At 72.2% G+C, this 17,270-nt stretch carries 15 protein-coding genes; 11 read left to right on the top strand and 4 right to left on the bottom strand.

Features of this window, described 5'->3' with window-relative positions; genetic code table 11:
- Positions 1–45 precede the first annotated feature (45 nt).
- The gene (locus B100_RS37850; protein WP_486585749.1) at positions 46–813 is read left to right on the top strand and encodes an alpha/beta fold hydrolase; all 768 of its coding nucleotides are present in this window, start codon (positions 46–48) and stop codon (positions 811–813) included.
- On the top strand, positions 722–1,591 hold the full coding sequence (locus B100_RS37845) for an alpha/beta hydrolase (RefSeq protein WP_486585748.1): 870 nt from the start codon (positions 722–724) through the stop codon (positions 1,589–1,591). Before B100_RS37850 ends, B100_RS37845 begins: the two co-directional genes overlap by 92 nt.
- A gap of 171 nt (positions 1,592–1,762) precedes the next feature.
- Here B100_RS37845 and pdxR read toward each other — a convergent pair whose 3' ends face one another.
- Positions 1,763–3,196 (bottom strand): MocR-like pyridoxine biosynthesis transcription factor PdxR, encoded by a 1,434-nt coding sequence (gene pdxR, locus B100_RS0131685; RefSeq protein WP_024888388.1) that lies wholly within the window; start codon positions 3,194–3,196, stop codon positions 1,763–1,765.
- A 156-nt stretch (positions 3,197–3,352) separates the two neighbouring features.
- Between pdxR and B100_RS0131680 the strand changes: the two genes are divergently transcribed.
- The 6 genes from B100_RS0131680 (at position 3,353) to B100_RS0131655 (ending at position 10,732) form a co-directional block, all read left to right on the top strand.
- Positions 3,353–3,859 carry a cupin domain-containing protein gene (locus tag B100_RS0131680; RefSeq protein WP_024888387.1) on the top strand — a complete coding sequence of 169 codons (507 nt, stop codon included), beginning with the start codon at positions 3,353–3,355 and terminating at the stop codon, positions 3,857–3,859.
- Between the two features lie 211 nt (positions 3,860–4,070).
- On the top strand, positions 4,071–4,232 hold the full coding sequence (gene lanA, locus B100_RS35090; protein WP_064751493.1) for an SCO0268 family class II lanthipeptide: 162 nt from the start codon (positions 4,071–4,073) through the stop codon (positions 4,230–4,232).
- 87 nt (positions 4,233–4,319) lie between these two features.
- A complete protein-coding gene (locus B100_RS0131670) occupies positions 4,320–7,463 on the top strand; it encodes a lantibiotic dehydratase (protein WP_024888386.1) in 3,144 nt (1,047 codons plus the stop codon).
- Complete coding sequence (locus B100_RS0131665) at positions 7,460–8,830, top strand: lanthionine synthetase C family protein (protein ID WP_037723902.1); 1,371 nt, start codon at positions 7,460–7,462, stop codon at positions 8,828–8,830. Before B100_RS0131670 ends, B100_RS0131665 begins: the two co-directional genes overlap by 4 nt.
- A gap of 84 nt (positions 8,831–8,914) precedes the next feature.
- Positions 8,915–10,135: a serine hydrolase domain-containing protein gene (locus tag B100_RS0131660; protein ID WP_486585750.1), complete on the top strand. Its 1,221-nt coding sequence runs from the start codon at positions 8,915–8,917 to the stop codon at positions 10,133–10,135.
- 18 nt (positions 10,136–10,153) lie between these two features.
- A complete protein-coding gene (locus tag B100_RS0131655) occupies positions 10,154–10,732 on the top strand; it encodes a TetR/AcrR family transcriptional regulator (protein WP_024888383.1) in 579 nt (192 codons plus the stop codon).
- 17 nt (positions 10,733–10,749) lie between these two features.
- Here B100_RS0131655 and B100_RS0131650 read toward each other — a convergent pair whose 3' ends face one another.
- Entirely contained in the window at positions 10,750–11,769 is a 1,020-nt protein-coding gene (locus tag B100_RS0131650; RefSeq protein ID WP_024888382.1) for an SMP-30/gluconolactonase/LRE family protein, read from the bottom strand.
- Positions 11,770–11,940: 171 nt separating this feature from the next.
- Here B100_RS0131650 and B100_RS0131645 point away from each other — a divergent pair, with 171 nt between their 5' ends.
- The gene (locus B100_RS0131645; RefSeq protein WP_024888381.1) at positions 11,941–13,743 is read left to right on the top strand and encodes a flavin-containing monooxygenase; all 1,803 of its coding nucleotides are present in this window, start codon (positions 11,941–11,943) and stop codon (positions 13,741–13,743) included.
- 553 nt (positions 13,744–14,296) lie between these two features.
- Here B100_RS0131645 and B100_RS0131640 read toward each other — a convergent pair.
- Positions 14,297–15,058 (bottom strand): glucose 1-dehydrogenase, encoded by a 762-nt coding sequence (locus B100_RS0131640; RefSeq protein WP_024888380.1) that lies wholly within the window; start codon positions 15,056–15,058, stop codon positions 14,297–14,299.
- 152 nt (positions 15,059–15,210) lie between these two features.
- On the opposite strand from B100_RS0131640, the gene B100_RS0131635 reads away from it, so the two are divergent.
- Positions 15,211–15,831, top strand: a complete 621-nt coding sequence (locus B100_RS0131635; RefSeq protein WP_024888379.1) for a TetR/AcrR family transcriptional regulator — start codon at positions 15,211–15,213, stop codon at positions 15,829–15,831.
- Between the two features lie 39 nt (positions 15,832–15,870).
- Here B100_RS0131635 and B100_RS0131630 read toward each other — a convergent pair whose 3' ends face one another.
- Positions 15,871–16,329, bottom strand: coding sequence for a peptidoglycan-binding domain-containing protein (locus B100_RS0131630; RefSeq protein WP_486585747.1), 459 nt, complete (start codon positions 16,327–16,329; stop codon positions 15,871–15,873).
- Positions 16,330–16,639: 310 nt separating this feature from the next.
- Between B100_RS0131630 and B100_RS0131625 the strand changes: the two genes are divergently transcribed.
- Positions 16,640–17,270: AraC-like ligand-binding domain-containing protein (locus B100_RS0131625; RefSeq protein WP_024886607.1), on the top strand; the 631-nt coding region annotated here is incomplete at its 3' end.

The following is a 17,270-nucleotide window of genomic DNA, read 5'->3' as shown; positions in this document are numbered from 1 at the left end:
GCCGGCGATCCGGGGCCGGTTCCGTCGAGTCTCGAAGGAGAGGTCATGACCGCTTTCATCCTGGTGTCGGGCATGTTCACCGGCACCCATGTCTGGCACGACACAGTCACCCGGCTGGCCGCGGCGGGCGCTGAGGCGCACGCAGTACCCCTGACCGGGCTCGAGCCCCCGCACCGCCCGCCGTGCGACGGCATCGACTTGGAGACCCACATCGCGGATGTCGTCGCGGTGATCGACTCCGTCGGCGCCACCGGCCGGCGGATCGTGTTGGTCGGTCACGACTACGGCATCCATCCCGCGCTCGGCGCGGCCGACCGCAGGGCCGGACGCGTCGACCGGATCGTCTACTTGGACTCAGGGATGCCCAGGGACGGCGTTCCCGCCCCTGGCCTCGGTGCCCGACCAGCAGCTGCGTGGACGGCTGGCCGGAAGCAGCGGCGACCGGAACTCCGAAGACGCGCTGCCGCCCCCGGCCACACACGAGGGCTGGCGCCGGTGGGGCAGTACCGAGGGCGTGCCCGGCCCGGCGCTGGACCGGCTCACGGCCATGGCCGCGCCGCAGCCGACGGGCACGCTGCTGCAGCCTCTCCGGCTGACCGGCGCGGTGGACTCGGTGCCCATCTCGGGCGTGTTGTGCATCGGCAACGGGGCGAGCATCGAGATGGTCCAGATGAGGGTGAATCACGGGGATCCCGCTCTGGGGGCCTTGGTCGATCCCCAGGTGACCTTCTTCGAACTGGCCACCGGTCACTGGCCGATGCTCTCCCTGCCCGCCGAGTTGACGGACGTGCTGCTGCGGGCCGCGGCCGGTGAGGGACACCTTCTGGTGCCCGCCGACGCCACTGATACGCCCGCACACCTACGCCCCTTCGTGCTGGACGTCCCCGACGCCCGGCGGGAGCGGCACGGCGACGTCGACCTGTACCTGCCCGACGCCGACGCGCCGCGTCCCGCGGTGCTGTTCGTGCACGGCGGCCCGGTCCCCGCCGACGCGCGCCCCACGCCGAGGGACTGGCCGACCCTGCGGGGGTACGCCCGCTGCGCCGCGGCGGGCGGCGCGGTGGCCGCCGTCGTCGACCACCGTCTGCACGACGTGGACGACTACGAGCGCGCGGCCGGCGACGTCGCCGCCGCCATGGAACTGGTCCGGGCCGACCCCCGTGTCGACGCGGACCGTGGTGCGCTGTGGTTCTTCTCCGGCGGAGGTCCGATCGCGGCCGACTGGCTGGACGCGCCTCCGCCCTGGCTGCGCTGCCTGGCAGCCACCTACCCGATCCTCGGGCCCTTGCCCAACTGGGGCCTGACCAGTGGCCGTTTCCACCCGGCACGCGCGGTGGCGAACGCCGGTACCCTGCCCGTCGTCCTCACCCGCGTGGGGCTGGAGATGCCCGCGATCGCCGCCACCGTCGAGGAGTTCCTCGCTGCGGCCGAGGACTGCGGGGCGGACGTGGAGGTGGTCGACGTGCCCCACGGCCACCACGCCTTCGAGACCGTCGACCCCACCGACGAGTCCCGCGACGCGATACACCGCGCGATGCGGGCCGTCCTGGGCCACCTGAACCGACCGGACACGCGCCGGCCGCACGACTGACCTCCCCACGGCCAGGGCTGGCCTTCCGCGTACCAGGGGCCCACCGAGTACACCGGTGACGGTGCGGGCCGCCCGACGACCACGGCCCACAGCGGACCGCCCGGTCGGCCCCAGGTGCGGGGGCGACCGTAGCCGTCGCCCCAGTCAGGGCGACCGTAGCCATCGACCCCGTCACGGCGGAGGAGGGAGGATGCCGCACAGGGCGTCGAGTGCTGCTCCGAGACGGTGGTCGGGGGGTGCGGCGTAGCCGACGACCAGGCCGTCGTGGGCGGGCATGGTGGCGGCCGGGTGCCGGAATGCGGCGAGCGGGTCCACCGCGATGCGTTGCCGGGCGGCGGCACGCGTCACGGACCGTTCGGTGCCGGGTGGCAGGTTGAGGACCGCGTGCAGTCCGGCGGCGATGCCGGTCGGGGTGATGTGCGGTGCTCGGCGGGCGAGGAGCGCGACCAGGCGGTCCCTTCGGTGGCGGTAGCGCTGCCGGGTCCGGCGGATGTGACGGTCGTAGTGTCCCGATCCGATGAAGTCGGCGAGGGTCAGCTGGTCCGTGACCCCTGCCCAGGCCTCACGCTCGCCCTTGGCGCGCAGCACGGGCTCGACCAGGTGGTCCGGGAGGACCATCCAGCCCAGTCGCAGGGCCGGGGAGAGGCTCTTGCTGAGCGAACCCAGATAGATGACGTGCTGCGGGTCGAGTCCCTGGACGGCGCCCACCGGCTCCCGGTCGTAGCGGAACTCCCCGTCGTAGTCGTCCTCCACCACCACTCCCCCGGTGGCGCGTGCCCAGTCCACCGCGGCGGCCCGTCGCCGGGGGTGGAGGGCCCCTCCGGTGGGGAACTGGTGGGCGGGCGTGAGCAGGGCCGCCCGTACTCCGGAGTGGGCGGTCAGATCGTAGGTGTCGGCGCCGTGTTCGTCGAGCGTCAGGGGCACGGTCCGTACTCGTGCCGCTTCCGGGACTGAACGGTGGAAGGGCAGTCCGTAGGATTCCACGGCCAGAGGGCCGTGCAGGACGTCGCCGTCGAAGAGCAGGCGCAGGGCGTGCGCGACGCCGGAGCACACGATGATCGTGTCGGGGCTGGTACGTACGCCTCGGACGCGGGACAGGTATCCGGCGAGGGCCCGTCGCAGTTCGGGCCGTCCTCGGGGGTCACCGGGTCCGAATGCTTCGTGGGGTGCCGCGTTCAGGGCACGCCGGGCGGCGGCCAGCCAGGCCGTGCGGGGGAAGGAGGAGGCGTCGGGCAGGCCTTGCCGCAGGTCGTGGGCGGGTGGTCGCGGCGGGGGCGGCACGGCGTCGGGCACGCGCGGGGGTGTGGCCGGCGCAGCTCTGGGCGCGACCTGGGTTCCCGACCCCTGGCGGGCGGTCAGCCATCCTTCGGCGACGAGTTCGGCGTAGGTCTCGGCGACGGTGTTGCGGGCCAGTCCGAGGTCGGCGGCGAGGGACCGGTAAGGGGGCAGCCGGGTGCCGGGCGGCAGCCGTCCTTCTCTGATCGCCTCACGCAGCGCATGGCCGAGTACGGCGCGGCGGCTGCCGCCTTCGGCCGGGTTCCAGTTGAGGTTCAGGTGGAGGTCGCTGCCGGTGCGCCCGGCGTGATTGACCCATGAATCCGTCATGTGAATGCACCCTATGCGAGGTCAATGTGGCGCATAGCGTAGCGGTCAGAAGGACGGAGCCCGGCGCGGCGCCCGAGGGCCGGTGAGGGCCTGAGCGGGCCGCGCGGTGCCGTTCCCGGTTGTCGCACCTCCCCCACCACGCCAGAGGAGAACCTCATGTCCGAACACGCTGTGGACGCGTCCGCCCGCCCCCTTCTCGTCCGCGCCGACTCCGCCGAAACGCTGCGGGACGGGGCCACCAGCCTCATCACTCTGCTCGCCGACTCCGAGGGGACCCAAGGAGCGCTGACGGCGAACCGGGCAACTCTGCGCAGAGGGTCGCCGGGTGCCCCCGCCCACTTCCACACCAGGGCGACGGAGATGTTCTTCGTGCTCGGCGGCACCCTGCGCGTGCTGCTGGGCGACCGGATCGTCACTCTCGGGGCGGGCGACTTCGTGACGGTGCCACCGCGGCTGCCGCACGCCTTCGCTCCCGCCCGGGACGAGGAGGCGGACATCCTTGTCGCCTTCACCCCTGGTATGGGTCGCTTCGACTACTACCGCCTGCTGGAACGCGTATACCGGGGTGAGGCCACGGTCGAGGACATCAAGAAGAGTTCCGAGCGGTTCGACAACCACTACTACGCCAGCCCTCTCTGGCAGGCGGAAACAGCCGCGCCCTGACCGCTACCCGGCGGTCCGCGCCCCTGTTCAGCAGCGGCGCGTGCACGGCACACCCTCTTGAGCCGGCGGCGCGGATCCACCGGCGCCGCGATCAATGGCTTGATTTCATCTACCACCTATCAGCGGCGCCCACGAAGGATACGCATGTCCGGGCCTCGACCGCGGCCCGGGACGTTCGAGTCCGTGCAGTCCCACCACCCAAGGGAGAAGCATGCGTACCGAGATCGTTCTGTCCCAGGATGCCCCTGAGCTCGACCTCGACCTGGATCTGCGTGTCTCCGATCTGCCGGAGCAGACCGAGTCGTTCGGGCAGGGCACCTACACCTCGCCGAGCAGCTACGCGATCGGCACGCGCTGCCCCGTTTGTTGCTGACCTACTGAGGCCCTTGAGGGCTCTTCCGAGCGGGGCGGTACCGGTACCGCCCCGCTCTTCCGTACGACGGCGGCGAGGAGCACACACGTGGCGGCGGAGTCCGAAGCCCACCGGGCGTTGGCAGCATTCGAGGTACGGGAGCCCGTGCTCGTCCGTATGGCGAGCCGGCCGCGCGGCACCGTCCTGGCGGGCGTCGACGCCGCCGATCCGGTGCCCGGGGCACGGCGGCTCGCCTCTGATCCCCTGCTCGGCCAGGCGGTCCAGGTGGCGAGCGGCTCGCCGGCCCACAGTCTGGACCGTCTGACGAGCGACGAGGGCGTGGCCGCCCTGGGCCGCAAGCGGACGTTGAGCGCCGCGCGGACCCTGACGCGGTACGCCCGCCGCGCCGCGGCACGTCCGACGCCGTTCGGTCTGTTCGCTGGTGTCGGCAGGGCCCGGTTCGGGTCGGCGGCCAAGGCCGAGCCGGGTACCGGTGAGGTCGCGGTCCGGCTCGACGGGGCGTGGCTGCGGCGCCGGGTGCTGGCCTGGCTCGCCGAGCCCTCGGTACGGCGACGCGTGGACGTCGTCCTCAACGACCTGTGCTTCCTGCGGGACGGGCGGCTGCATCTGCGGACGGGCGGGCAGGAGCAGTCGGTGCGGGACAACGCGCTGGTCGGCGCCGTGCGCGAGCAGGCCCGGACCTTGGTGCCGTACGCCCGTCTGCTCACCTCGCTGGCCGAGCGCTTCCCCTCGCTGGACGTCGGGCAGCTCGACCGTCAGCTGGCGGAGCTCATGCGGCACGGCTTTCTGCTCACCTCGATCACTCCGCACCGGATCGACACCGCGCTGCTCGACGGCATCGGAGCCGTCCTCGACGGAGCGTTGCCCGATGACGCCCGTGCGCTGCGGGAGATCCGGGCCGCTTGTGCGCGGCATCAGGAGGACTCCCCCGGGCTGGGCGGCGACTCCTGGCACCGGTTGCTGGACAAGGTGCGGCGCCTCGACGTTCCCGGCGCGGACGGCGACATGCACGGCCGGCCGCCCGTGCACGTGGACCTGCGCATCCCCGGCGAGTTCGTCGTTCCGGAGACGGTCGGCCAGGAGGTGTGCCGGTACGCGGGCGCGATCTGGGCGGTCACTCCGGAGTGGACCACGCTGTCGTACATGAGGGACTACCGTGACCGTTTCATCGAGCGGTACGGCACCGCCTGCGCCGTTCCGTTGGGTGAGCTGGCGGACCCGCACCGGGGGCTGGGTCTGCCACCGGAGTACGGCTCGGAGCCCACGTACGCGCGCACCGGCCCCGGTGACGAGGCGGACGGTCCCCGGCGGGCGCTCGTCGGGGAGCTGATCCAGGAGGCCGTCCTGTCGGGCGGTGACCTGGTGCTGACCGACGAGGTCGTACGGCGTCTCGCCGAGGTCGCCCGGCACGATCCCGAGGCCGCGCCGCCACGCGGCCTCGAACTCTGCTTCCAGGTGCTCGCCGACAGCACCGCCGCCCTGGACCGCGGCGACTTCCGGCTGCTGGGCAGCCCTCACATCGGTGCCTGGGCGGCCGGCGCCACCGCAGGGCGGTTCGCGGAGACCACGGGCCTCACCGGTGAACTGTCCCGGCTGGCCACCGAGACGTCCGGCGCCTCGGACGGTGGGGTGATAGCGGCGCAGGTCGAGTTGCTGCCCCGGGAGCCACGGGGCCTCAACATCGTCCAGGTGCCCCGGCTGCTGCCGTACCGCATCCCCGTCGGTGTGCCCGACGACCGCGACGATCCCCGCTGTCTGGACTGGCGCTCGCTGCTCGTCGCCGCCGGATCCGACGGCCTGCGGCTGCTGCACCCTGAAAACGGCCGCCCGGTCCGTCCGGTGCTGCCGCACATGCTGGCCCTGGACACGCAAGCCCCGCCCGTGGCGCGGTTCCTGATGGATCTCGCGACGGCGCGACCGCGGGTGTGGTCGGGCTGGGACTGGGCGGGGCACGATGCCCTGCCGTATCTGCCGCGCGTCCGGTACGGCCGGGTGGTGGCCATGCCCAAGCGGTGGCTGCCGGGGCGCCGGCTGCGCGACGCGGCGCGGGCCAAGGGCGCCGAGGCGTGGGGAGAGGGCCTCGAGGCATGGCGCCGGCGACTCGCCGTACCGGACCGGCTGCAGATCGCGCGCAACGACCAGATGTACCCCGTCGACCTGCGCGACCGGTGGGACCAGGACCTACTGCGCGCGGAACTGACGGCACCGCACCCGCAGTTCGTACTCTACGAGGACTTGACGGCTGACGGCGTGGGGCTCGGCTGGAACAGCGGGCACAGCACGGAGATCGTGGTGCCCCTCGCGGGGGCGCGGCCGTCCGGCCGGCGTTCGGCGGCGGCCGGTGACGAGCGAGCGCGCACCGAACCGCCGGTCCGGCCCGCTCCCTCCCGGTTCCATATGCCGGGTGAGGACTGGCTGTTCGTCAAGTGGTACGCGGAGCCGTCGGCCCACGCCGCCTTGCTCGCCGATCACCTTCCCGCGGTGCTCACCGAGGTCGAGGACGACGTCGACCGCTGGTTCTTCGTCCGGTACCAGGATCCAGAACCGCATCTGCGCCTGCGCTTCCACGGCGAACCCGAAACCCTGAACGGCCGGGTGCTGCCCGCACTCAGCCGTGCGTCGCGTGTGCTCGTGGAGAGCGGGGCGCTGCGATCGATGTCCCTCGACACCTACCGGCCCGAGAGCGACCGGTACGGAGGCGAGGCCCTTCAGGAGGCCGTCGAGCGTCTCTTCCGCACGGACAGCCTGTCCGCGATCGTGCAGGTCCGTGCCGCGCGGGGCGCCGCGCGGGCGCTCCCCGCCGACGTGCTCGCCGGGCTCGGGCACGCGGTGCTTCTGGAGTCCCTCGGAGACTGGGACTGGTGCGGCTGGGTCGACCGGATGTTCACCAAGACAGCGGAACACGAGGTCTACCAGCGGCACCGGGCCCTCGCCGACCGGCTGATCCGGCCCGGGAGCGTGGTGGCGTCCGCCGCGGAAGCGCTGAGGGCGCCGGCGCTGGGCGCGCTGTGGTCCGAGGCGCCCGAGCCGCGTGCATACGGGCAGTTGATCCTGTCGGCCCCGGAGGTCGACCGCGACGAGGCCCTGCTGTCGCTGCTGCACATGCGGCACAACCGTCAGTTCGGTATCGACCGGTCGGCGGAGGCGCGCGGGTACGCGGTGCTGCGGGGCGCGGTGCGGACCCATCTCGGGCGACGGCGACACGGCGGCGGAAGCGGGAGCGCACGATGAGTGAAGCAGACGTGACCTCCGGCGGCGGAACCCGGGTCCGCCCGGACGGTGTGACAACGGTGAGAGTCCGGGAGCGTGCCGGCGCCGTGTCCGGCGAGATCCTGGACCGGCTCGCCGACCCCGCCGCCACGATCGCGGCCACGCGCATCCCCGCCGAGGCCGCTGACGACGGGCGCGCCGAACCGGTCTGGGCGGAGCTGACCCTGGGCAGCGGCACTCCCGGGCTGGCGCTCGCCTTCGCGGGAGCCGCCCGCGACGCGGCGCGGCAGGTGCCGCGCGCCCACGCGTATCTCACGGCGGGCACCCGCGTGGTGTCCGGTGGGTCCGTCGCCGCGAGCGGAATCTTCAAAGGGCCCGGTGCGCTGGGGTTCGCCGCGCTGGTCGCCCACCGCACCACCGGCGGGTACGTCTCCGCGGTGGAGCGGTTCGACGCCTACCAGCGTGATCTCGTACGGACCGTCCTGCCGCCCGTCGAGGACCGGCCGCTGCCGACCATCGGACGGTACGAGGTGGTCCGTGGTCTGACCGGCGTGGGCCGTTATCTGCTGGCGCGGGCGGAGACCTGTGAGGAGCCGCTGCGGGCGGTGCTCGGCTACCTTGTGCGCCTGTCGCTCGGCACCGTGGAGCTTCAGGGCGCGCGGGTGCCGCGCTGGTGGGCTCTGGACGCGCCCCGGATCGGCTCGGAGGCGGCGTTCCCCGGCGGTCACCTCAACCTGGGTCTGTCGCACGGCGTGGCGGGGCCGCTGGCGTTGATGGCCCTGGCTTGGGAGCAGGGTGTGCGGGTGGCGGGGCAGCGGGAGGCGATGGAGGCGACGGCCGACTTGCTGCGGACGTGGGCGGTGCCGGACCGGCACGGTCTCTTCTGGCCCGGTTACCTCTCCGTCGCCGAGTGGCGGCGTGGGCCTGCCGCCTTCGACGGAACGGCCAAGTGGCCGGGCTGGTGCTACGGGGCGCCCGGTGTGTCCCGTGCCCTGCAACTGGCCGGGCGTGCTCTCGGCCGGACGGACCTCTCGGACCTCGCCCGAGCCTCGGTGGAACGGCTGCTCGTCCTCCCCAGGTCGGACTGGGGTGTCAACGACCATGCCCTGTGCCACGGTTGGGCCGGGGCCCTGCACCAGCTCGGCCGGCTCAACGAGGAGTGGCAGGACCCGCGGATCGGCGCCCTGCGGGACGACATCGCCGCCGAACTCGTCTCCGCCTTCGATCCGGCGCTGCCGTTCGGACTGAGGTTCACGATGACGAAGGTGCCGTTCGGTTCCGACGTCTCCGGGTACTTGGACGGCGCCGCGGGCGCGGCGCTCGCCCTGGACTCGTACGCGGTGGACGGCACACCGGCCGACTGGGACATGCCGCTGCTGCTGGCCTGATGCGGGCGGTGCGGCGGGAGTGGCCGGTGCGCCGGCCGGGCTGTCCATCCGGCTGGCACCAGTACGAGGGGTGACGTGCGCCGGATGGGCGGTGACGGCCGGCTTTCCTACCCTCGGGGCATGATCACTCGTCGTTCGATGCTGTCAACTGCCGTTCTCACACTGGCTGGAACCTCCTTGGCTCGTGACGCTTCGGCTGCGCCAGGGCCGTCCAGGACGGCGCGGTCGTTGCAGCGTGACGCCGATGCGCTGCGGGATGCCGGGGTGACCGGGGTGGCGGTCCGTCTGGACACACTGCGCGAGACGGTAACGGCGCGATCCGGCGTGGCCGATCTGGTGACTCGCCGCCCGGTTCCGGACGACGGTTTCCTGCGTCTGGGCAGTACCACCAAGACGTTCGTCGCCACGGTTCTGCTCCAACTGGTCGGAGAGCGGCGGGTTTCCCTCGACCAGACGGTGGAGGAACTGCTGCCCGGGCTGGTGTCCGGCGCCGGTAACGACGGTCGGACCGTCACCGTCCGCGATCTGCTGCAGCACACCAGCGGACTGGCCGACTACGTCTACGACGTCTTCCCCGAGCAGAGCGCGCGGACCTACTACGCCAACCGGTGGCGAGCCTACGAGCCCGCGGAGTTGGTGCGCCTCGCCATGCGTCACGAACCCGATTTTCCGGCCGGCACCGGCTGGGCGTACTCCAACACCAACTACGTGCTCGCCGGGCTGATCATCGAGAGGATCACCGGCCGTACCTGGGAACGGCAGGTCACCGACCGCATCCTGCGCCCGCTCGGCCTGCGGCACACCGACACCCCCGGCACCCGGCCCTTCCTGCCGTATCCCCACGCGGCCAATTACCAGCAGTTCGCTCCGGACGGCCCGCTCGTCGACACCACACTCCCCTACCGTCCCTTCGACAGCGGGGCGGACGGTTCGATGACCGGCACGGCACGCGACCTGAACCGCTTCTTCGCCGCCCTGGCGAGCGGGCAGCTGCTGCGACCCGCCGAGCTCGCCGCCATGCGGGACACCGTACCGATGCCGCACGACGGCGGTCACCCCGTCGGCACCCGCGCCGGTCTGGGCCTGTTCCACACGCCGCTGTCCCGCGGCGGCGGATACCTGGGGCATGGGGGCAGCGGCTTCGGATATGTCGTCCAGACGGCGACCACCGTGGACGGCTGCAGTGCCGTCACCGTCTCGGCTCACAGCCGCTCCGCCGATCCGGACACCGCCGCCCGTCAGGAGCGGGCGATCCGCGACCTCGTCGACCACGCCCTGATCCGCGGAGACCGGGACCGGGAGTAGGCCCGTTACCCTCGCTGGGTGACGCAGCAACCCCTGTCCGACGCACGGAGACCGCCGAGCGGTGGGCCCAAGGCCGCCGCCCGCAACCGGGCAGCTCTCATCGCCGCCGCCCGGGAGATGTACGCGAAGCACGGGCTGGACGCCCCCCTGTCGGCCATCGCTCGTCGGGCCGGGGTCGGGCAGGGTGTCCTGTACCGGCACTTCCCCGATCGGGCCGCGCTGGCGGCCGCGGTACTGGAGGAGAACGTCCGGCAGATCGAGAGAGCGGCGCAGGAAACGGACCTGGCCGGGCTTCTCGGTGTGATCACCTGGCATCTGACCGAGTCGGCGGCCTTCATCGGCCTCCTGCACGCCCACCGGGCGGACGCCGTTCCCGCGTACGCCGTGGCGCTGTCGCAGCGGGTCGAGCGGGCCCTGCGCGCGCGGCTGCCTGAGGATCATCCGCTCGCTTCGGAGCCCGACGACCTGATGATCGCCGTCGCGATGGTGTCCGGGGCCGTCACCGGGCCCACCAGGGAGCAGCGGGAGCGCCGGGCGCGGGCGGCCTGGCGGCTGCTCGGTGTCGCGGTGGGTCCGGTACGGCCCGTCGAGGTGTGAGAAGGGAACGGCCGTCGTCAGCCGCCGTTGGACTGCCGAACCCCCTTGTCCAGTGCGTCGAAGGCGAACAGGTAGCCGCCGGCGGGGCCGCTGACGGTCATGTAGGCGCGGGTTCCGCCAGGAGTGATGGCCACGTTGGTCGCCGACTCGAGCCCCTCGGCGGCGCGGGCCGGGACTTCGACGGTCGCCAGCCGTTCGCCGTGCTTGCTGTAGACCGCCATCGCGGGCCGGCCGTGCAGACCTTGGTAGAGGTTGCCGGCCGCGTCCACCGCGATGGAGTCGGTCTGGGCGATCCCGGCGTCGACCCGGATGGCGGTGTGCCGTGAGGACACGGAGCCCTGGGTGTCGAGAAGGAGGTAGGAGACGCGGTTCCGCGTCAGCTCGCTGAACCACAGGCCGCGGTGGTCCGCGTCGAAGGAGATGCCGTTCGGCGCGGCGAGGCCGTCGGCCAGGACGGTGACGTCCTTGCCGGTGCGGTCGATCCGCACGACGCGCCCCTTCGCCTCCCCTTCGCGCATGCCGCGCGAGTCACTCACGTACAGGTGGCCCTGACGGTCGAAGGCCAGGTCGTCGGGGTTCATGGGCGCGCCGTCGACGTCGCCGGAGAAGAAGGTGCGCGGGTCACCGCCGTCCGGGTCGAGACTGACGATGTCGCCGTGCGCGAAGTCGGTCAGGTAGATGCGCCCGTCGTACGGGCTGAACTGGGCGGAGGTGTAGGCGCCGCGGTCGTCGGTGTGGACCTGTTCCGACGTCTTCTTCCGGACATCGACGCGCAGCACCTTCGGCTCGCCGGGCGGGGCGGTGACGTCGACGACGAGCAGTGTGCCGTCCTCGTCGAAGACCGGCCCCTCCAGGAGGGTCATCCCGGTCTGCTCGTGCACCTGCGTCAGTCGCATGACCTGCTGTGCGCGGATGATGCGGCCCTCTCCGGCGCTCCCTGGCTCCTTCGGGGCCCCGGCCGACTGCGTACCGCACCCTGTCAGGGCCAGTCCGATCGCGGCGAGTCCGGCGAGCGGCCGGAGCGGGATGCGTCGCATAGGTATCACTCTTTCTGTCCGAAAGTACGCGGAAGCAACCTTCCGCCAACCGGACATCACTGTCCGGTTGTTGTTACCGTAAGGCATGGCTGCTCAAGTCCCCCGGTGATGCGTCGAGTTGCGGACACAGCGGCTTCCTGGCAGACAGACCGGAAGGAACAAGGCCCCCACATGCATCATTCACAGACGCTGACGCCCGAGGCACTCGCGGAGCTGAGGGAGCGCTATCGGGCCGAACGGGAACGCCGCGTACGCCCCGACGGGCCCCGGCAGTACGTCGGCGCCGACGCCGAGTTCGGCTACTACGCCACCGACCCCTACACGGAGCCGGACGCCCGTGAGCCGATGCGGGACCGGGTGGACGTCGCGATCGTCGGCGGCGGGTTCGGCGGCATCCTCGCGGGCGCACGCCTGCGCCGGCAGGGCATCGGACGCATCCGCGTGATCGACAAGGGAGGCGACTTCGGGGGCACTTGGTACTGGAACCGCTACCCGGGCATCCACTGTGACGTCGAGTCGCACGTCTATCTGCCGATGCTCGACGAGACCGGCTACGTGCCCGAGTGGAAGTACGCGCCCGGTGAGGAGATCCGCCGGCACGCCATACGGATCGCCGAGAAGCACGACCTCTACGCCGACGCCCTGTTCTCGACGTCGGTCACCTCGCTGGCCTGGGACGACGCGTCGCAGGCGTGGACCGTCTCGACCGACCGGGGCGACCAGTTCAAGGCCACGTACGTCGTCACCGCCACCGGGACCCTGACCGAGCTCAAGCTTCCCGGCATCCCCGGCATCGAGACGTTCAAGGGCCACACCTTCCACACCTCACGGTGGGACTACGGCTACACCGGCGGCACCCCGGACGGCGGCCTCACCGGTCTCGCGGACAAACGCGTGGGCGTCGTCGGCACCGGGGCCACCGGCATCCAGGTCGTGCCGAAGCTGGCCGAGGACGCGGGACACCTCTACGTCTTCCAGCGCACCCCCTCCACCGTGGACGTGCGCGCCAACCGCCGCACCACCGCCCGCGACGTCGGCGCCGACCGTCACGGCTGGGCCCGCGAGCGGCGCGGCAACTTCCTGCGGATCGTCTCCGGCGAGAGCGTCGAGGACGACCTCGTCGCGGACCGGTGGACGTCGTCGGCCGGGCTCCTGGAGAAGCTGCTGCCGAGCTTCCGCCGCCCCGGCGACCGTGCCGCGTTCGAGGCCGCCTACGAGAGCGCGGACGCCGTCAAGATGAACGAGATCCGCGCCCGCGTCGACGCGATCGTCGCCGACCCGGAGACGGCGGAGCGGCTCAAGCCCTGGTACCGCTACGCCTGCAAGCGTCCCACCTTCTCCGACCTGTACCTCCAGGCGTTCAACCGCGACAACGTCACCCTCGTCGACACCGCGGACACCCACGGCATCGAGCGCATGACGGAACACGGCGTCGTGGTCGGTGACACCGAGTACGAGCTCGACTGCCTGATCTTCGCCACCGGGTTCTCCGCCGGTGTCTCCGGCATCACCTCCGGCCGGCTGCCCGTGCACGGCCGGGACGGCACGCGGCTGCTGGACGTGTGGGCCGCGCAAGGGCCACGCACCCTGCACGGCTTCACCTGCAACGGGTTCCCCAACCTCCTGCAACTGGGCGGCACACAGAGCGCCCCCAGCGTCAACTTCACCCACGTCCTGGACGAACACGCCGTCCACGCCGCGGCACTCGTCGCGGCCGCGGAGTCGAAGGGCGCCCTGATCGAACCGTCCGCCGAGGCCGAGGACGCCTGGATCGCCGTCCTGGCCGAGGACGCCCCCGACCACGCGTGGTTCCACGCCGAGTGCACCCCGGGCTACTACAACGCCGAAGGACGCGGCCGTCCGAACAGGCCCACGGCCTACCCTCACGGCGCGTTCGCCTTCCATCAACTCCTCGCGCGGTGGCGCGAGACGTCCATGGACGAGGTCCTCCGACCGGTGCGCTCGGTCCCGTAGCGCTTCTCCGGGTTCCGGGCTGCTCGTGACGAGGCTCCGGCCTGCCGGGGGGGAGGGGGCGGGCCGCACGCGGCGCGGGTGCCGGCCCGGCGCCTCAGCAGGTCCCGGCTACCAAGGGCCGGATGGCGGAACGCACCGGTCACCGGCACCTGGACTACTTCCGGCTTCTCGGGGCGAGCCGCTGGAAGACGAGGAAGGGCTGGACGGCGGTGACGAGACGGGCTGGCGGCTCGGCGCCGGAGAAGGGTGCCGCGGCCGTAGTCCGTATCCGCCACGATCACCGCCGCCGGCCCCCGTGAGACCGGCCGAACGGGCCGGTCCCCGGTCCGGGGCGTTCAGGCGGGCCGGCCAGGCGTCCGGCAGGTCCGGACCGCCCGAGGACCGGACGTCGGCCCCGGCCGCTCCCCCGCCACGGGCGAGATCACCCCGCGTGCCGCGGGCCAGCCCGGAGCCTGTCGTCCGGACCGGACCGGCCCTGCTGTCGGGAGCCTTCTGCCCGTGCGGGTCGGAAGGTCCCGTGAACCGGGCTGGTCCGGACTACGGTGAGGTGATGTCAGACGGCGGACCAGCCGTCGTCCACGGGCAGGATCGCGCCGTTGACGTTGCTCGCCGCGTCGGAGGCGAGGAACAGGATGGCCGCCGCCTGCTCCTCCGGCCGCGACACCCGGCCGAGGTTGACGAAGTGAGGTCCGAGCGCCGCCGGACCGTGCGCGGCCGGGTCGGCGTCCACGGTGATGCCGGTCGCGGTACCGCCGGGACACACGGCGTTCGCCCGGATGCCGTCCTTCCGGTACATCACCGCGAGAGACTTCGTCAGACCGACCACACCGTGCTTGGACGCCGTGTACGCCGCCCCCGCCGCGCTGCCGCGCAGGCCGGCCTCGGACGCGGTGTTGACGACGACACCACGCCCCGCGGCCAGCATGTGCGGCAGGACCGCGCGGGTGAGGAGGAAGGGCGCCGTCAGATTGACGCGGACGACCCTCTCCCACTCGGCGTCACTCACATCGGCGACGGCCGACATACTGTCCATTATCCCGGCGTTGTTCACCAGAACGTCCACGCCACCGAACCGCTCCACGGCCACCGCCGTCACCCGGTCGACAACCGCCTGCTCACTCAGGTCACCCGTGACCGCCACGGCGGTGCCGCCCGCCGCCTCGATCTCCGCGACGACCGCACCGGCCCCCTCCGCGTTGAGGTCGGCGACCACCACACGGTCGCCCTCCGCGGCGAAGGCGAGCGCCGCCGCACGGCCTATGCCCGATCCCGCTCCGGTGACGACCACGCCGCGACCGTTCACACCGTCCGTCATCAAGTACTCCGTCCAGACAGGGCAGGGCCGGCGCGGCAGACTCCTCGCGCGCCACGTCGGCACTCCACGCACCACTTTATGTCTCTGAGTGACATAAACAGGTGGGTGAGAATACCCGGACACCGCTGACCGGCACCGGAGGGGAGGTACGGATGACCAGAACCCGTGGACGGACGGGACGGCCACCGCTGACCGAGGAACGCAGGGCCGCCATCCGGCTGGACATCGCCCACGCGGCGGTCAGCCTGTTCATCGCGCAGGGCGTCGCCGCCACCACCGGAGACCAGATCGGGCAGGCCGTCGGCGTCTCGGCACGGACGGTGTGGCGCTACTTCCCTTCCAAGGAGAGCTGCGTACAACCACTGCTCACGACCGGAATCGACGCGATCGCCGACACCTTGCGGCGCTGGCCCCCCGGCCGGCCCCTCACAGAGGCGCTCGACCAGCTACGTACCACCCACGCCGACCAGCCGGAGCAGGCCCCGGACATCGGCGCCCTGATCCGGCTGACCCGCACCGAACCCGGCCTGCGAGCGGTCTGGCTCCAGACCCACGACGAGGCCGAACCCGCCTTCGCCCGCGCCCTCGCCGAACGAGCCGGCCTCCCCGCCGACGACCTCCGGCCCACCGTCCAGGCTGCCCTCCTCAACGCCGCCCTGCGCGCAGCCGTGGAACACCACGCCTGGCACACGGCCGACCCGGCGACCGCCCGGACGGACCTGGAGACCGCCCTGCGCACGGCCCTGACCATCGCGGCGACAGGGCTCGTCTGAACAGCCCGGGTCGTTCATGTCCGCCCGGCCTGGGGGAGGTCAGAGTGTCGAGGGGTTGCTGCACTGGTACAGGAGGGCGCCCCGGTCGGAGTAGTGGGGCCACCTCATCTTCTTGCGGGTCTGGGGACCGTAGACACCGTCGGCGTCGGCGGCGAGCCCGAGCTTGTTCTTCTGGAGCCATCTGACGGCCTCGACGGTGCCGGTGCCGTAGTGGCCGTCGAAGCCACCGGTGTCGTGGATCCGCTGGGAGGCCCAGGTGCCTGGATAGCAGATGGTGATGGCCAGTTGCAGTGCCTCCACCGCCGCCTCGGCGCCGACGCGGTAACCCAGGTAGCAGTTGAGGCCGTTGCCCGAGCGGGCGGGGATCTTGTAGTCGTTGCCGGCTCCGAGCGTCGGCACATCGCGCCACGAGGTCGTGTTGCAGGGGCCGTAGGCGGCATGGGCGGGCGCGGTCATCATCGGGCTGGCCGTCAGGCCGACGGCGGAAAGGAGTGCCACCGCCCCCAACACGCCGAACCGGGCATGACGTGTCGTCGTTTCTCGTTGCACGATGCAACCCTTCTGTTCGGTGACGTCGTCTCAGCGACTGGTCCGGCCACGGAGCTTAGGTTCGCCGCGGGCGGCGGGCTGTGTCGTTCGTGCAGGGAAGCTTGTCGGTCGTGCACGGCCGGGCACGTCGGTACCGCTGCGGGCAGGGTGATCCGTGCGTGCGGGTTCGCGAGCCGTAGGTGCCAGGAGGACGGATGGGAGCAGGGACCCTGGTGGTGGAGGGTCGGTCGCGTCATCGGAGCGGGTGGGGGCCGGCGGCATGAGCCCTGTTCTGGACACGGCCTTCGTGCCGCCGCGTGACCGGGAGGAAGTGGTCCGGCACGCGGTGTGGGAAGGCGTGGTGGCGGTCGACATCGACCACGGGCCGCCGGCCGAGGACATGTCCGTGCGCATCGGGCTGAGCACTGTCGGCCCGCTGCGGACCTGTTCGGCGCGGGCGACCGCGGTCACCATCCGCCGCACGGCTCCACAGGCCCGGCGGGACGACGAGGAGCCTGCCGTCTTCCTCGGTCTCCAGGTCTCGGGCACCAGCCTGGTGGCGCAAAGAGGCCGTGAATGCCTGCTGAGGCCGGGCGAGTTCGCCGTCTACGAGTCGATCGCACCGTACACACTCCTCTTCGAGGAGGGGGTGGACCACCACTTCCTGCGCTTCCCGCGTTCGGCGCTCGCGCTGCCCGACCGGCTGCTGCGGGACACCGGCGCNCTCGCCCTGGGACCCGGCAACCCCGTCGCCCGTATCGCCTTCGACTACTTCTCCCGGCTCGCGACGGACGACGCGCTGCACCAGGGCACGCCCGCCGAGGCCGTCGTCGAACCGAGCGTCGAACTCCTTCGTGCCGTCCTGACCTCCCAGCGCGGTGAGACGGACCGGGCCCGCGAGCCGATGGAGG

Source organism: Streptomyces sp. CNH189 (assembly GCF_000527195.1).
Note: the sequence above shows the minus strand (reverse complement) of the source record. Positions and strands in the feature narration are given on the sequence as shown.

Excerpts from the sequence above, each read along its gene's own strand:
- B100_RS37850 (WP_486585749.1), top strand. The coding sequence starts at position 46 with ATGACCGCTTTCATCCTGGTGTCGGGCATGTTCACCGGCACCCATGTC.
- pdxR (WP_024888388.1), bottom strand. The coding sequence starts at position 3,196 with ATGACGGATTCATGGGTCAATCACGCCGGGCGCACCGGCAGCGACCTC.
- B100_RS0131680 (WP_024888387.1), top strand. The coding sequence starts at position 3,353 with ATGTCCGAACACGCTGTGGACGCGTCCGCCCGCCCCCTTCTCGTCCGC.
- lanA (WP_064751493.1), top strand. The coding sequence starts at position 4,071 with ATGCGTACCGAGATCGTTCTGTCCCAGGATGCCCCTGAGCTCGACCTC.
- B100_RS0131665 (WP_037723902.1), top strand. The coding sequence starts at position 7,460 with ATGAGTGAAGCAGACGTGACCTCCGGCGGCGGAACCCGGGTCCGCCCG.
- B100_RS0131660 (WP_486585750.1), top strand. The coding sequence starts at position 8,915 with ATGGGCGGTGACGGCCGGCTTTCCTACCCTCGGGGCATGATCACTCGT.
- B100_RS0131650 (WP_024888382.1), bottom strand. The coding sequence starts at position 11,769 with ATGCGACGCATCCCGCTCCGGCCGCTCGCCGGACTCGCCGCGATCGGA.
- B100_RS0131645 (WP_024888381.1), top strand. The coding sequence starts at position 11,941 with ATGCATCATTCACAGACGCTGACGCCCGAGGCACTCGCGGAGCTGAGG.
- B100_RS0131640 (WP_024888380.1), bottom strand. The coding sequence starts at position 15,058 with ATGACGGACGGTGTGAACGGTCGCGGCGTGGTCGTCACCGGAGCGGGA.
- B100_RS0131635 (WP_024888379.1), top strand. The coding sequence starts at position 15,211 with ATGACCAGAACCCGTGGACGGACGGGACGGCCACCGCTGACCGAGGAA.